General features: G+C 59.7%; 9 protein-coding genes and 3 pseudogenes. 5 read left to right on the forward strand and 7 right to left on the reverse strand.

The features are described from left to right. Positions 1 to 192 precede the first annotated feature (192 nt). Both RFN28_RS34990 and RFN28_RS34995 read left to right on the forward strand, forming a co-directional pair. A pseudogene (locus tag RFN28_RS34990) lies at positions 193 to 410 on the forward strand (transposase); the annotation flags it as partial. A gap of 26 nt (positions 411 to 436) precedes the next feature. After that, positions 437 to 583: a hypothetical protein gene (locus tag RFN28_RS34995; protein ID WP_430679460.1), complete on the forward strand. Its 147-nt coding sequence runs from the start codon at positions 437 to 439 to the stop codon at positions 581 to 583. Positions 584 to 1,269: 686 nt separating this feature from the next. Here the strand turns inward: RFN28_RS34995 and RFN28_RS33365 are convergent. The 4 genes from RFN28_RS33365 to RFN28_RS33380 all read right to left on the reverse strand — a co-directional run bounded on the left by RFN28_RS33365 (position 1,270) and on the right by RFN28_RS33380 (position 6,626). Next, the gene (locus RFN28_RS33365) at positions 1,270 to 2,421 is read right to left on the reverse strand and encodes an acyl-CoA dehydrogenase family protein (protein ID WP_320291398.1); all 1,152 of its coding nucleotides are present in this window, start codon (positions 2,419 to 2,421) and stop codon (positions 1,270 to 1,272) included. A gap of 41 nt (positions 2,422 to 2,462) precedes the next feature. Next, on the reverse strand, positions 2,463 to 3,659 hold the full coding sequence (locus RFN28_RS33370; RefSeq protein ID WP_320291399.1) for an acyl-CoA dehydrogenase family protein: 1,197 nt from the start codon (positions 3,657 to 3,659) through the stop codon (positions 2,463 to 2,465). 107 nt (positions 3,660 to 3,766) lie between these two features. After that, positions 3,767 to 4,555 (reverse strand): carnitinyl-CoA dehydratase, encoded by a 789-nt coding sequence (locus RFN28_RS33375; RefSeq protein WP_320291400.1) that lies wholly within the window; start codon positions 4,553 to 4,555, stop codon positions 3,767 to 3,769. Then, the gene (locus RFN28_RS33380; protein ID WP_320291401.1) at positions 4,548 to 6,626 is read right to left on the reverse strand and encodes an acetate--CoA ligase family protein; all 2,079 of its coding nucleotides are present in this window, start codon (positions 6,624 to 6,626) and stop codon (positions 4,548 to 4,550) included. The genes RFN28_RS33375 and RFN28_RS33380 overlap by 8 nt, the downstream gene beginning before the upstream one ends. Positions 6,627 to 7,715: 1,089 nt before the next feature. Here RFN28_RS33380 and RFN28_RS33385 point away from each other — a divergent pair. Continuing rightward, a pseudogene (locus RFN28_RS33385) lies at positions 7,716 to 8,194 on the forward strand (IS5 family transposase); the annotation flags it as partial. 614 nt (positions 8,195 to 8,808) lie between these two features. Here the strand turns inward: RFN28_RS33385 and RFN28_RS33390 are convergent. Beyond that, on the reverse strand, positions 8,809 to 10,191 hold the full coding sequence (locus tag RFN28_RS33390) for an IS1380 family transposase (protein ID WP_320291402.1): 1,383 nt from the start codon (positions 10,189 to 10,191) through the stop codon (positions 8,809 to 8,811). A 572-nt stretch (positions 10,192 to 10,763) separates the two neighbouring features. Between RFN28_RS33390 and RFN28_RS33395 the strand changes: the two genes are divergently transcribed. Further along, the gene (locus RFN28_RS33395) at positions 10,764 to 13,226 is read left to right on the forward strand and encodes a CoA transferase (RefSeq protein ID WP_320291403.1); all 2,463 of its coding nucleotides are present in this window, start codon (positions 10,764 to 10,766) and stop codon (positions 13,224 to 13,226) included. A gap of 80 nt (positions 13,227 to 13,306) precedes the next feature. On the opposite strand, the pseudogene RFN28_RS33400 reads toward RFN28_RS33395, so the two are convergent. After that, positions 13,307 to 13,405, reverse strand: a pseudogene (locus RFN28_RS33400) (ATP-binding protein); the annotation flags it as partial. A gap of 316 nt (positions 13,406 to 13,721) precedes the next feature. Beyond that, a complete protein-coding gene (locus RFN28_RS33405) occupies positions 13,722 to 14,420 on the reverse strand; it encodes an IS630 family transposase (protein ID WP_320291405.1) in 699 nt (232 codons plus the stop codon). Between RFN28_RS33405 and RFN28_RS33410 the strand changes: the two genes are divergently transcribed. Next, positions 14,357 to 14,689, forward strand: a complete 333-nt coding sequence (locus tag RFN28_RS33410) for a transposase (protein WP_320291406.1) — start codon at positions 14,357 to 14,359, stop codon at positions 14,687 to 14,689. The genes RFN28_RS33405 and RFN28_RS33410 overlap by 64 nt on opposite strands. The last annotated feature ends 129 nt before the right edge of the window (positions 14,690 to 14,818 follow it).

The raw sequence follows: 14,818 nt of genomic DNA on the forward strand, positions 1-14,818 counted from the left end.
CTATGTCACCCGTTATCATAACCCGCAGTGATCGCCGCCGGCGCCGACTAACGGCTGACCGCCATACAAGCATCAGGCGACTTCGGGAAGGCGCCTTGGCGCATCGCTTACCCGAGGATCGAGGGGCTTGGCGCGCAAATCCGGAAGATCGAGATCGAGCTTCTGGCGTGGTATCGCACAAACCAGGTCTGCCGGCGGCTTTCAACCATTCCCGGAATCGGCTTCATCACGGCGACCGCCCTCGCTGCCACCGTCCTCGACGCAAAGGTCTTCCGCTCCGGTCGTGAATTCGCTGCTTGGCTCGGCCTTGTTCCAAAACAACATTCCTCCGGTGGCAAAGACAGAATGGGAGGAATCTCGAAGATGGGATCGCTATTTACGGCATCTCCTCGTCTTCGGCGCCACGGCGGCCATCCGATACACTCGGCGAAAAGCGATGACCGTCAGTACCTGGGCGAACCAGTTGCTCGAGCATAGGCCGGAACGGCTGGTCACAGTCGCTGTCGCCAACAAGGTAGCGCGGATCGCCTGGGCGGTGATGGCGCGTGAGGAAAACTACCGCGCGACGCCGTCAATGGCTTGAGGCTAACCGACGGTCGCGCGCAAAATGACATCCAGTTTGGGCAGGAGAAACGACATCAGTGATGCAGATCCGATCACGCCGGGGATCGGGAGAACCTGAGTGATTCAACGCGCATCGCAGCGCGGCAGCTTGATGAGGGCCCGATCCATGGCCAGCAGCCTGGGGCCGCACAAAAACAGGCCGAACACATGAATGAACCTGACCGCTTCAGTATTGCCATTGTCAGAATCTTCTTGCTCAAGGGGGCCAACGTCCACACATGAATCGCTCCCTTACATTCAACTCAACAGATTAATGGGTCCTGGGCGAAATCTAACTCCGACGCCGACCTGTCCCAACTCCAATCTCCATCCGATGAATGGGCACGCGGACATCCTCGCTGCTTGCATCGTGGTCATGAAATCAAACCACGACAACAGCGCTTCCCCTCCTCAGAAACAAGGCGGTCCTCACCGACCTCACCGGTGCTTAACCTGCTCCAGATTGATGCTTGTGCGCGGTCGTTGATGCCCTGGGTTGCTCGTCATCGCGTCTCGGAATGCTCGCTGGGCTCGTTCTTCGCTCGGCAGATCCACCTAAGCGGACCAAGTATTCGCCCAGCGGCACCTCGCGCACGCGCTTTACCATTCAGGAGGTGGCCCTCTTAGCCCTTCCTGCCAGCGTTCATAACGCTTGGGCACACTGACTTACTGGCGATCGACAAGTCCACCCAGCGCAGCAAGTCGCCTCAGATGATGGTCTGCATCGCCAAACAGCGTATCGATCATCGCAACACGTTTGAAATAGTGACCAATACTGTACTCCATTGTCATCCCAATGCCGCCATGGAGTTGGATCGATTGGTGCCCTATCGCCTTTGCCGATCTTCCGATCTGAACTTTCGCTGCTGAGACCGCCCGCTCGCGCTCAGTGGCGTCGCTTTCGCCCGCCATCATCGCGGCGTACATGGCCATGGAACGTGATTGCTCCAAATCGACAAGCATGTCTACCGCCCGATGCTGCAGCACCTGAAAGCTGCCGATCTTCCTACCGAATTGCTCCCGCGTTTTGAGATAGTCGAGTGTGAAGGTTTGCATCTTGATGAAGCAACCGACCGCTTCCGCGCAGAGAGCTGCGACTGCCTCGTCAGCCACACGCGAGATAATTGGGAACGACCCTTCCGGGTCTCCAATAACGTGGCCCGATCGAACCGGCACGTTCTGGAGCGTGATCTCGGCCGCGCGCAGACCGTCCTGTGTGGCATAACCGCGGCGTGTCAGGCCGGGCGCTTCTGCATCTACCAGGAACAGGCCGATGCCATCCATGTCCCGTGTGTCACCAGCCGTTCGCGCCGTTACGACGATCTTGTCGGCCGCGTCACCATGCAGGACTAGCCCCTTGGCACCGTTTAGTGTCCAACCGTCTGCGTCTTTCGTAGCCTTCGTCCCGACGTCGAAAAGATCGAAACGCGACTGTGCCTCCGCATAGGCGAAGGCCAGTTTCATGCTGCCGTCCGCAATTGCGGGGATGATCTCCACTTTTTGCTCCTCGCTGGCTCCGTAGCGAAGGACACTGCCGGCAAGGACCACAGTCGCGAAATAGGGCTCGAGGATCAACGCCTTGCCGAAAGCCTCCATGACGATCGTGATGTCAACGGCACCCCCACCGAACCCGCCATGTTCCTCGGCGAAGGGCAACGCAAGAAGACCTAACTCGGCATAGCGCGCCCACATCGCTTCGCTGTAACCCGCGTTATCCTCCTGGTAGCTCCTGCGCTGGTCAAACGTGTAGCAATCTGACATTAGCCGCCCGACGCTGTCTTGAAGAAGCCTTTGCTCGTCTGATAGGTCAAAGTTCACGCTGGAATACTCCTGAGCCTTCGCCTTAGATCTTCAAAGCTTCACAAGCCGAGGATCGCCTTGGCGATGATGTTTTTCTGAATCTCGCTGGTGCCCGAATAGATGGAAACCGCCCGGCTTAGGAAATAAGCCGGTGCTATCATGGCGGCCCAGGCCGGACCGATGTTCTGCGTATCTCCCGTCGTTCTTTCCTCTTCTGAAACGTAGGGAAGGGCGTAGGGGCCGACCACATCCATCAGTAGCTCGGCTGTCGCCTGTTCGATTTCGGAGCCCTTCAGCTTGAGGATCGAACTGGCAGCGTCCTGCGCGCCACTCTGCTGCTTTGACGCCTCAGCGACCACGCGTAGCTGTGTTATCTCAAGCGCCTTAAGCTGGACTTCTACAGCGCCAACCTTTTCAAGAAACGCAGCTTGGTTCGCAAGCCGCCCACCGCCGAGACAGGTGCGAGCCGCTAGTTCTTTGATGCGCTGGATGCGCGCCTTGCAAAGGCCTACCGAGGCATCGATGGCGCGCTCGTTTCCAAGAAGATATTTGGCGTAGTCCCACCCCTTGTTTTCTTCGCCGACGAGATTCTCAGCCGGAACTCGCACCTCGTCAAGAAAGATTTCAGAAACCTCATGGCCACCGTTGATGAGCTGGATCGGGCGCACAGTAATACCCGGAGATTTCATGTCGATCAGAAAGACGGAGATGCCCTGCTGCTTCTTCACGTCGGGGTTCGTTCTGACCAAACAGAACATCCAGTCAGCGTATTGTGCCTCTGATGTCCAGATCTTCTGGCCTTGGACCAGATAATGGTCACCGTCACGCACGGCCCGTGTCTTAAGCGAAGCGAGGTCGGAGCCTGCGCCAGGCTCGGAAAAACCTTGGCACCACCAGTCGTCGACATTAGCAATACGCGGGAGGTAGTAGCTCTTTTGTACTTCATTGCCAAATGTGTATATCACTGGACCGACCAGAGCAGCGCCGTAATCGTAGGCTGTCCGCGCAGGAAAGGCTTGTACCTCCTCCTCGAATATGTAGTGCTGAACAGGTGTCCATCCGGCGCCCCCGTATTGCTTCGGCCAATTTGGTATACCAATCTTATTGAGGGTACGGACACCAGAAACCATCTCGCTCTTAGACAGTTTCTGGCCTTCCAGCAATTTGTGCCGTATATCACACGGAACGTTATCGCGAAGGTATCTTCGCACTTCCTCACGAAATGCTGTCTCTTCGCCTGTGAATGCGAGATTCATTGGATTCCCCGAAACTAGTTGAGTTGAACATACCTTCGCTGCCGACCGGAGGACGCCCCAATTGTGGGACAGCTCCATCTCGGCTCACTCCTATGCTCCTTCAACCATTACCTGCCCTTCCAAACCGGCTTGCGCTTTTCGGCGAAGGCCAGCAAACCCTCCAGACTGTCCTCGGAGTCGGACAGTCTGTCGACTGTTCCAAGTTGTCGTCGTGCCACCCTGTTCATCGCGTCCTGGAAGGTCAGCGCCTCCGCCACACGTGCGGTCTCCTTGATCGCCGCGAAGACCAGCGGCGGGCCGCTGGCAAGCAACCGCGCGATGTCCCAGACGCGGTCCTCGAGCTTTTCCTTGGGCATCACTTCATTAACCAGACCCCAGCGACGGGCCTCGTCGGCATCCATCCATCGGCCTGTGAGCAGGAGTTCCATAGCGACATGGTATGGTATGCGCTTTGGCAGCTTGATGGTCGCTGCGTCGGCAAGTACTCCGGCGCGGATTTCTGGCAGCGAGAAGGAGGAATGGTCCGAGGCGTAGATGAGGTCGCAGGACAGCGCCAGCTCGAAGCCGCCGCCGACCGCCATGCCGTTGACACAGGCGATCACCGGTTTGTTGAGCTCGCGCAATTCCTGCAGCCCACCGAAGCCCCCGACGCCGAAGCCGGAGCCGTCCTCGCCCGTGTCGCCGGCCGCCGCTGCTTTAAGGTCCCAGCCGGCGCAGAAGAACTTGTCGCCGGCAGTCTTGACGATGGCAACGCGCAGTTCCGGATCGTCACGGAACGCCTTGAACGTCTCGCCCATCCTCCGCGATGTCGTGGGATCGATGGCGTTGGCCTTCGGCCGATCTAGGGTGACTTCGAGGATAGCTTTTTCGCGGCGGGTAGTGATGACGTCAGGCATTCTTTTTTTCTCCAAGCACCAGCAGGGCGTCCGCGATCCACGCGCCCTTGCCTTCGGCGCAGACGATCAGTGGATTGATGTCGAGTTCCTCGATCTCGTGGGCGTTCTTTCGCACGAAGTCGGCAATGCCGGCGATGGCGTCGATGGCGGCCGCGACATCGGCCTTCGGCCGGCCGCGATAGCCTTCGAGGAGAGGATAAAGCTTGAGCCCACGCAATGCCGCCTCGATGTCGTCACGCGTCACCGGCAGCATCAAGGTCACGCTGTCACGTAACAATTCGACCAGCACGCCGCCGGTGCCGAGCGTCATCACGACTCCGAACATTGGGTCGCGAGTGAAGCCGACGATCAATTCGGCGACGCAGTCGCGCACCATACGCTCTACGTAGAGGCCGGTACCAAGCGGCAGGAGATCGTTGGCCGCCGCCTTGACCGATTCGGCGTCCTTGAGGTTTAGCCGCACCGCGCCGATTTCCGATTTGTGGGCAACGCCGAGAGCCTTAAGGGCCACCGGAAAGCCAATCGCCTCGGAAAACGTCACCGCCTCGTCCAACTCCCCGGGGCGCACACCCTTAGGGACCGGACAACCGGCATTGATTAGTCGCGCCTTCGTCTCCGCCTCATCGAGAATGACACATTTGCTTGCAGTTACCACCTGAGGAGATGTACCAATCGTTTCAGGTTGTGGCCTACGCCAAGCCGTCCCAACGAAAGCCGCCGCCTCGACCGCGCTCATTGCCTCGGAGAAGCCAAACAGCGGCACCGCACCTGAACCGATCATCTGGGCAGCGTAATATTCAGGCATGTTCTCGGGCAGCGTCGAAATGATCGCGCCTCGCGCCCGCGTGTTCTTCAACGCCGTTTCGAAGGCGCGTGCTACCGTGAACCTATCGTCACCCAGACATCGGTCATCTCGTGGGAAGTCGAGAACCAGCATGTTCAGGTCGAAGTCACCCGAGACCATAGCGGTGAAGGTCTCGATCAAAGCTGGCTCGTTGCTCCAGATGTATGTGTTATAGTCCAGTGGATTGGCAATCGCGACTAGCGGCCCTAGCGTCGCTTTCAGTTTTGCAGACTGGTCAACATCTAGCGGTGGGAAATGTACAAGGCGGCCTTCCGCGCTATCAGCCATTATGGAAGCTTCCCCGCCCGAGCAACTCATAGACGACAAGCGATAGCCAGGCAGAGGGCCAGTCACGTGCAAAAGCTTCAGTGCTTCGATGAGAATGGGAATGGATTCAACCCGGGCGATCCCGAGCCGCCTGAAAAAGGCACCGGATGCGGCATCCGAGCCAGCAAGCGAAGCGGTGTGCGATACCGTCGCCCGCTGTGCCTGCTCGGAACGGCCAACTTTTAACGCCACAATCGGCTTCCTGAGTTCCCGTGCCCGTGCCGCGAGCCTCTCGAAGCCGGCCACAGAATCGAAGCCTTCTATATGCAAACCCAGAGCTGTGACGCGATCGTCCTCGATCAGTCCCAGCGCCATCTCGGAAATCCCCGTCTGTGCCTGGTTGCCGGCGGTCATGATGAAAGCGATTGGGAGACCCCTCTTCTGCATCGTGAGATTTATGGCGATGCTCGATGACTGGGTAATAATACCGACGCCACGGCCGCTTTCGGGCAACCTGACGCCACCATGTTCGTCCGGCCACAAAAGCGCACCGTCGGCATAGTTAATCATGCCGTAGCAGTTCGGACCGATGACCGGCATCTCGCCGGCGGCGACAACGAGTTCGACCTGCAGCCGCTTGCCATCCTGCTCATAGGCTCCGATCTCGCTAAAACCAGCAGCAAAACAGACGGCCCCACCCGCACCACGTTCGGCCAGACCTTTGACGACCTCTACCGTGAGATTCCGATTCACGCCGATGAACGCAGCGTCTGGCGCGCCGGGAAGATCGGTGACGGTGCGGTAGGCCGGACGGCCACCGACTTCGACCTTCGACGGATGCACCGGCCAGATGTCCCCGGCAAAACCCATTTTGATCGACTGCGTGACAACGGCGGCAGCCTGCTGGCCGCCGAAAACTGCTATCGACTTTGGCCGAAGAAAACGTTCAAGTCTACGCATTTACAAACCCAGTTCCGCCCCGTTGCGCTTGTGAAATAAAGTTTCAAAAAGAAGTACGGCGCCTACCGCTGCGCTGTCGGACCGGCCGCGGTTTGCGGATCAAGGTGTGCGTGGGATATGCCAGCGTCAGATCCATCGACTCATGACCCGACCGAGGATGGCCGAACAATGAGGAAGTTATTTGGTAGGGAACGCCAACATAATAGTCGAAGGACCGCCTCTTACGTCTTGACCATCCCCATTTAGACACATCTTAGGCTTTCCTTCCCCGCTGCAATGCAGATCGGAATGCTCACCACCCCTAATCCATAGCCACGGCTTGGTCATTGGCGCCAAATCCTTTTGCCATGTGTTCGGCATATGCTCGCATCAATTGCCGATCTGGCTGGAAGTCTGGTGGCACTAGGTACCCTCATTAGTGAGCACTGCGGAACCCGCCAGTGGCTGCACACGTGACAATGACTTTCCGCGACATCAGAACTCTTGCTCCTGTCTGGACCACCATGAACTCCCTGCCGCCGACGAGTGGTCACCTACCGAAGGGGCGGCGGCCGATCGTCAACTCTCGCAGATTCTTCATGCGCCTCATGTGTTCGTCAAATATTGATTGTCGCCGCCGACCATCTGGATGCGAGATGGCTGTGCGTGGTCGCCGGAGAATTTCCGCAGTGCGTGACAAGTCGTTGTTTCGCACTGCTGCAATATATCGGCTGCTGATTTGGAAACAGTTGCATGAAAGCGTCTTGAGTGAAGGCGCTGAATGTCGAAAAGCTTACCGCTAAACAGACCTAAAACAATAGATCAGGTCGTTGTCAGCTGGGAACTGAATGTGGCCAAATCCAAATTCATTATCGGGCCGTCGCCAACGGCGACCCGAACTCATATATGCTGGTTATTCGCTCGAGGAACAGTGATCCGTCGGGTTTGACTGCTTTGACTGTGCAGGTAATGCCTTCCAAGCCCGATGCGCGCGGGATCGCGCAGATGATGCGGGTCAATCTGTTCCGCCCGGTGCCCCCGCGAAAGACGTCCCAATGGGGCAAAGCGAAAAGAGAAGGAGGCGCTTGACTTCAAACCGCCGAATAGAGAAGTCAATCAGCAAAGACCACGGACGTTGCCGGTTTGCGTGGCTATGATGCCGGCAAGAAGATCAAGGGCCGCAAGCGCCATATCATTACCGACACCGCGGGCACCTTGTCGGGTTGAGGGTGCACGCGGCCGACATCCAGGACAGGGATGGGGCAGTTGGCGTCACCGCCTCCATTCGACAGCTTTACCCGTGGCTGCGCCATCTATTCGCCGACGGCGGCTATGCCGGAGAAAAACTGACGCAGGCCCTGGCCGACCTGGGCACGTGGACCATCGAAATCATCAAGCGCTCCGACACGGCCAAGGGCTTCGAGATTCTGCCGCGACGATGGGTTGTCGAGCGAACTTTCGCCTAGCTCGGACGTTGTCGCCGGCTCGCCAAGGATTTCGAGGCGACTATCGCAAGCGCCGAGGCATGGATATTCATCGCCTCCATCCGCCTCATGCTCCGCCGCCGCGCAGCTCCACCTCGCAGGTAACCGAGTTTCGAGTCAGGCTCTCAGGGGCGTGATTGATAGTTTGCAGGTCGCGTTCAACCTCTGAACGCGCCGAGACGTCCCTGCCGGGCGTGGGCCCAGCCATTCAGCTTGATGGGAAGCACCGCTGGCTCAGCGTAGAGAGTTTTCCACATTTGAAGGCTCCTCCCGCGAGGCTCCATCATGCGGCGACCTATGTCGACCGTGAAGACGACCCTACACCCGGCATACGGGGGACAAAACAGCTCGCCGTACTCATCCAAAAGAGCTTGACTCATGACTCGCGATTAGACGACCCGATCAGGTTATTGACCACGCAGGGCCCCCATCTGGAGCAGAGGCGAGATCAACATCCAGCCGAAAGGCGAACTCGTCTCGAGCGGCTCGACGTGACGCCAAAACCGAGGCCGAGCCCGTTGCTGGAACTGCATCGCCAGCCCGCGATCCTAACCCGCTTCTCTCACCGCGCCCAGGCTCGAGGCGCATCTTGACTGGCGCGGGTCGGTGCTGCTCATCCCCGTTTTGAGGACGAGCGCAGCCAGCGCCGCGGAGAGCGGCGGTGCTGGGCTCTGCAATTTTCCTCTGTTGTTTGCGGGAAGGGTTCAGGTCCGGCGGCGTCAGCGGGCCGCGGCGCATATTCGAGCGTGGGCCAGGGCAAATTCGTCCGCGTATGGACAGGCTGAAGCCATTGCGACCTTGATCCGACGCACCGAGACACGGACCTGCGCACCGATCTTCAGCAGCTTCAGCCTGATCGTGCCGCAGGTGGCGTTGGCGAGCCTGGTGTGGGCGAGGCCAAGGCGGCGCAAGGCGCAGATCAGGACGTAGGCAAACGAGGCGAACCAGAGCCGCAGCTGATTGGCGCGCATGGTGTGAGCGCTGGTGCGGTCGGCGTAGAGGTCGAGCTGGCACTCCTTGATCCGGTTCTCCATGTCGCCGCGGGCACAGTAGAGATCCTCGTAAAGCCCCCGTGCCGCCCAACGCTTTGGCTTGAGCGAGGTCACGACGAAGCGCGGATTGGCGCCCTGCGTCGTCCACTCGGCCTTGGCGACGATCCGCCGTCGGCGTGACCAGCTGTCTTTCGTCGACCACATGAAGTCGCGGAACACGCGCGCGGCCTCGTCGCTTTTCCTGGATGCCAGGCGAGCTTCCTGCAAGGCTGGAGCGATCTTCTTCTCCAGCCGCTCGTTGCGGGCAAGGCCAAAGACATAGTCGACGCCGTTGGCCTCGCACCAGGCCATCAGCTCTTCCCGGGCAAAGCCGGAATCGGCGCGCAGGACAATGCGCACTCTGCGCCACTGCCTGCGGATCTGCCGCACGATCCGCTCGACCTCCTCGACCGCTCCCTTGCTGGCGTCGATGTTGGAACGCCTGAGCTTTGCCGCCAGCAGGTGCCGGCCGCAGAAGATGTAGAGCGGCAGGTAGCAGTAGCAGTTGTAGTAGCCGTGGAAGAACCGGCCTTCCTGGTGACCGTGCAGCGGGTCATCGGTGGCGTCGAGATCGAGCACGATCTCGCCCGGCGACGTGTCGTGGGCTTCCAGGAACAGGTCGACGAACAGAGCTTCGATCGCCTGCGTCTCGTGGCCGATCTTGTGGTAGCGCGTCGGTTCCCCGACCCGGCTGAGCTCCAGCCGGTTGAGCGTCGACTTGCCGGCAAGCACCGCGCAATCCTCCCGCTTCGGCGTCAGGCTTTCCGACACAAGGGCCAGAACGGGGTCGTGGCGGAGCGTGTCGTGGTCGTCGACGTCCTCATATCCCAGCGCGATCGCCGCGATGCGCTGTCCCACCAGCGTCTGTACGCTGTGCACCGTGCAGTCCGGATCGCGTCGGTCGATGAAGCAGGCAGCCACCCGGCGGAACAGCCCGACGATTTTGTCAACGTGGCGCACAAGCAAGGCGCCGGCATCTGAGGTGATCGCTCCGCCGTCGAAACCGGCGACCACTTTGTGGCCGTCGAAGCCTTCAAATTCGAGCTGGTCGGAGATACAGTGTGTGTGCATCGGACCCCGTTCCTGAATCTGGTAACTCTTTGTCACAAAAGCAGTTTCTCAGATTCTTGGGGCCGATGCACCCCTTACCTTGAGATATTCAGGCTAAACGCCAAAACGGGAAATGAATGTGTATTCCAGAATAAGATGTGTAAATATAGCGTCACAAAAGATTCCTCAAAATTCAAACAGTCCCCAAGAGAAAGCGGGTAGCGTTCTCCACAGAACTCAGTGACTGGAGCGATGGATCATGTTACTCGTCCGCTGCCGCATGCCCAAATCGGCCTTCCGATACGTCCCGCCCATCCCGTCTCGTAAGCTCAACGCCGAGCTGTATCGCGGGAGGCAGACATTTTTGCCTGTGCCATTCGACGTTGGCCCACCAAGCGAGATCATTCAGATTGTTCAGTCGACCACGAGCCATCCGGAAGCTGGCACGTGTTCACTACATCGTCGGTGTGGAGATTGGCTCGGGGCAGCCGATGCAATCGACGGCTACTGAATACCCTGGAACTTTATAAATTCAGACAGATCACGCAGCAGCCGATCGCGGAACTGCCAACCTTTGAGGAGATAGTGAGTTGATGACAACAAGGCCCCTTTCGAATGTGCGGGTGCTCGACTTCGGGCAGTATCTCGCAGGCCCGCTCGTCGGCTTGATGCTGGCTGACCTGGGCGCCGAAGTCATTCGGATCGATCCTCCCGACGGCATTGCCTTCGACGACCCGGCCTTTGATATGATCTCTCGCGGAAAGCATTGCTTGACCCTCGACCTAAAGTCGAAGAAGGGTCGGGCCACCGCCATCGAGCTGGCGCGGCGTGCTGATGTTGTGATCGAGAACTTCCGCCCCGGGGTGATGCAACGCCTGGGACTTGGTGCCGACGTGCTCAGCGCGGCGAACGACGGGTTGATCTATCTTTCGCTGCCCGGCTTCGCCTCCACCGATCCCGCGCTTCGCGATCTCGCCGCGTGGGAGGCGGTGATCGCCGCCTATACCGGGCAGTTCACCGACATGGGCCTCAATCGCCGCCTCATGGGGATCAACCCGTCCTTCTCGCCTCTTACGCTCGCCTCGGCTTATGGCGCCAGCTTCGGCGCCCACGCGGTGCTTTTCGCGCTGTATGCCCGAGACAGGAACGGCGGCGACACAATCGAAGTGCCGCTCGCGTCCGCCTTACTCGAGGGATTGGTTTACAATTGCCTCGAGATGGAGAACTGTCCTAGTCGCTACAAGTGGCCGCGCGAACTGGAACTGGAGCGCAGGCTGAGGGATAGCCTGCCGCTCAATCTTCAATTCAGCGAGTTGTCGCAGTTTCTCGACCCGTTTTACAGAAACTATACCTGCGCGGACGGCCGCGGCTTCTACGTGGTGTCGACTACGATTTCCGGCCACCCAAAGCGAGCTTTGGAGGTTCTGGGACTGACCGAACTTGCGGAGGGCCTGCCGGATTTTTCCGCCTACCTCGACGTTGCGGACTGGCCTTCCGAGTGGACGCAGCGTGCCTATCCCGTCGGCCCCAGCGACCGGCACCGCATCTCAGCTGCGATGAAGCGGACGTTCCTGACTAAGCCATCGCACGAGTGGGAGGCTCTGTTCGGCGCCGCGCGCGCGCCCGCCACTGCGCAACGTTTCTCAAAGGAGTGGCTAGCTGACCCCCACGCACTTGCCTCGGGACTTATCTTAGAAGTCGAAGATGCCCGCCGCGGGCGGATGCACCAGATGGGCAATGTCGCTTGGCTGGTCGATGATACCGCCGCGGCCGACAAGCGCGGCCCCATTCCGGCCGACCTGCAAAGGCTGCTCTCCGAGCCTGTACGCAAAGGCCGCGGCAAGGAAGGGCGAGGCGGTTGGCTCGACGGCTTGAAGGTCCTTGACCTGACCAACGTCATCGCCGGCCCGACTATCGGATCGACGCTCGTGCGCTACGGCGCCCAAGTCACCGCGCTGCAGCCTGTCGATCCCTCGGTCGATCCCTTTAATTCCTTGATTTGCGGTCTGCAGGCACAGCGCGGAAAGGAAAGCCTCCTCGTCAACCTCCGAAAAGAGGCGGGACAGGAAGTGCTCCACAGGCTCCTGAAAGAGGTCGATGTCGTCATCATCAACGCAACCGACGCGCAATGCGCCCGACTCAATCTTACTGCAGACCGGCTTGCCGCAATCAATCCACGGCTCATCATGGTCCAACTCGATGCTTGGGGCGGCCTGCGACGTGGGCCGAAATCCGACCATCTGGGCTATGACGACACCGTTCAGGCGGCAACCGGCGTCATGGTGCGCTTCGGCGGCGGCATGCAGACGCCGGAGGAGCACGCACATGCCGGTACGATCGACGTCCTCGGCGGCTTCTGCGGCTGCGTCGCGCTCGGCGCCGCACTGCTTCGCAGGCAGAACACTGGCAAAGGCGGCGTGGCACGCACTTCGCTGGCCGCGGCCAGCAGCCTGATACAGGCTCAATTCATGTACGACTATGCGGGCAGGGCGCCGTTTGACGAACCTTCAGGACGCCAGGTGATCGGCTGGGGGCCCTTTTACCATTGCTACGAGGCTTCCGACGGCTGGATCTTCTTTGCTGCCCCCACAGAGCGTTTTGGCGCGCTTACACGAGTTTCGGAGTTGGCGGACCTTGCGCAGCTTTCGGAAACGGAGCTGAAGCCGAAATTGGCGGAACGCTTCAGGAGCCGCCCCGCAATGTTTTGGCGCAGAAACATCAAAGGAAAGAGTTCGGCCGTGCCGCTCGGATCGCTCAAGAAGACACACGATGCCTCGCTCGTCCGCGAGAGCGATGGCGATATCGACATATCTAAGGCGACCTACCGCGTCGTCCGCCATGACATGCACCCGATGGGGCGTTGGGTCGACCTCGTGCCGCCGAATGCGGTGCGGCCGCGAAACGGCAAGATAACCATACCGGGCCCGATGTCCAAATATGGCAGTGATACGCGATTGGTTCTCGGACGCATGGGCTATTCAAGCGGCGAGATTGACGCCATGATCGTGGAAGGCGTGGCTGGGACCAGTTGGTCGGAGAAATATCTGCCGGACTGACATCTGGCAGACACGTCAGCCATCAACCCAGAAGAGTCGATCGAAGAGGGGAGCAGCGACAGTGAGCATCATAGCGGGATCGGGAAGACCTTCTTCCATTCGCCAAATGGCTGGTTGGCGGTGATGAGAATGGACTTGCGCTCGTATCTGGCGGAGATGAGTTCGCAGAGCACGCTCGAGCGAGATGACGCGTCAGCCTGGTCGCGCTGACCGGTGATGTGTGATGAAGGCTTTATGGCCGGGCATCAGTAGCTCAGCCGTGGTTGCGCGCCACCAGGTGATCATAGGGCGTTCTGCCACACTTCTCCCAGGCAACAAAACTCTCGCGGCCGAGAATGACGTGAGGGTGTCGATGTGCCGGAATAGAAAAGCCGGGGGTGATAGCAGATAATCCAGCGGCTGGTTGGCAACAGTGACGGGTTGCCGATATCACCATCTGGCTGAGGAGGTTGCTTTCCTTGCCGCTGTGCTTGACGCATTTAAAGCACGTCGCGTTTAATTGGCCTCATATCCGGCAGCTTTGAAGAATTTTCTGCACTGCAGCGGGTCGAACAGGTCGCATATATCCTTGAGCGCGTTGCATAACGCGTCGAAGGATCGCGCGGCCTTCTTTCTGAGCAGCGCCTTGAGTTTCGAGAACGCCATTTCGATTGGATTGAGGTCCGGCGAGTAGGCCGGCAGCGGCAGCAGCCAGGCACCGCGCTGGCGCACCAGCTCGGCCGCCCGCTCGCTCTTGTGGAAGGCGACATTGTCGAGGATGACGACGTCGCCCGGTTTGAGTTCGGGTGCAAGCTGGGTTTCGACATAGAGTTCGAAACGCGCTTTGTTCATCGGCGCGTCGACGATCCAAGGCGCGATCATGGCGTGGCATCTCAAGCCGGCGATGAAGGTCTGCGTTTTCCAGCCGCCGAATGGTGCGGATGTCCGGTAGCGTTGGCTCTTGGGCGCCCAGCCGGTTCGCTTGGTCAGCCGTGTGTTGGTCGAGGTCTCGTCAATGAAGACGAGGCGCGTCAAGGCCTTGTCGAAGAACGGTTTGCGCCGCCCGACCCAATGCTCGCGCGCCTGCCGGATGTCGGGACGCTGGTGCTCGCTCGCCCGGAGTGTCTTTTTTTGTGACTGAGGCCCAGCCGGTGAAGCAGACGGGCCACGTTCGACCGGTGCACCGTGACGCCGCGCCCGTCCAGTTCCACGCACAGTTCGTCGAGCGTCAGATCGCCATTCTCGGCCATCCGCTGGCGCACGAAGTCGGCATGAGCGGTCAGCTTGCCGCCGCCAGGGCCGTGGCCTTGCCGGCGCGGCTCAAGCGTACCTCTCTCGGCGCGCAGCTTCATCAGATCGTTCACGAACTTCGGCGAAACCCGGAAATGACGCGACGCCTCACGATTGCACAAACGCCGCAACACGCTTACGCAACGCCATCGGTAACGGCTTGCCCATCACGGTTCTCCCTTCCACCGCAATGAATCATCAAACCGTCGCTCTGGGAATCTGGAGGCTTCTGTGAGGTCCGCGGGCACGACGGAGCGGCCGGGTTGGCTGTCGGACCTCATTGCAAGCCGGATTGAACGGAGCCGCGGGCAGGACTGGCGCTA

It is taken from the genome of Mesorhizobium album (assembly GCF_033977205.1).
Taxonomy (GTDB): Bacteria; Pseudomonadota; Alphaproteobacteria; order Rhizobiales; family Rhizobiaceae; genus Mesorhizobium; species Mesorhizobium album.

Coding starts and splice junctions, on each gene's coding strand:
- RFN28_RS34995 (WP_430679460.1), top strand. CDS start 437: ATGACCGTCAGTACCTGGGCGAACCAGTTGCTCGAGCATAGGCCGGAA.
- RFN28_RS33370 (WP_320291399.1), bottom strand. CDS start 3,659: ATGAATCTCGCATTCACAGGCGAAGAGACAGCATTTCGTGAGGAAGTG.
- RFN28_RS33375 (WP_320291400.1), bottom strand. CDS start 4,555: ATGCCTGACGTCATCACTACCCGCCGCGAAAAAGCTATCCTCGAAGTC.
- RFN28_RS33380 (WP_320291401.1), bottom strand. CDS start 6,626: ATGCGTAGACTTGAACGTTTTCTTCGGCCAAAGTCGATAGCAGTTTTC.
- RFN28_RS33390 (WP_320291402.1), bottom strand. CDS start 10,191: ATGCACACACACTGTATCTCCGACCAGCTCGAATTTGAAGGCTTCGAC.
- RFN28_RS33395 (WP_320291403.1), top strand. CDS start 10,764: ATGACAACAAGGCCCCTTTCGAATGTGCGGGTGCTCGACTTCGGGCAG.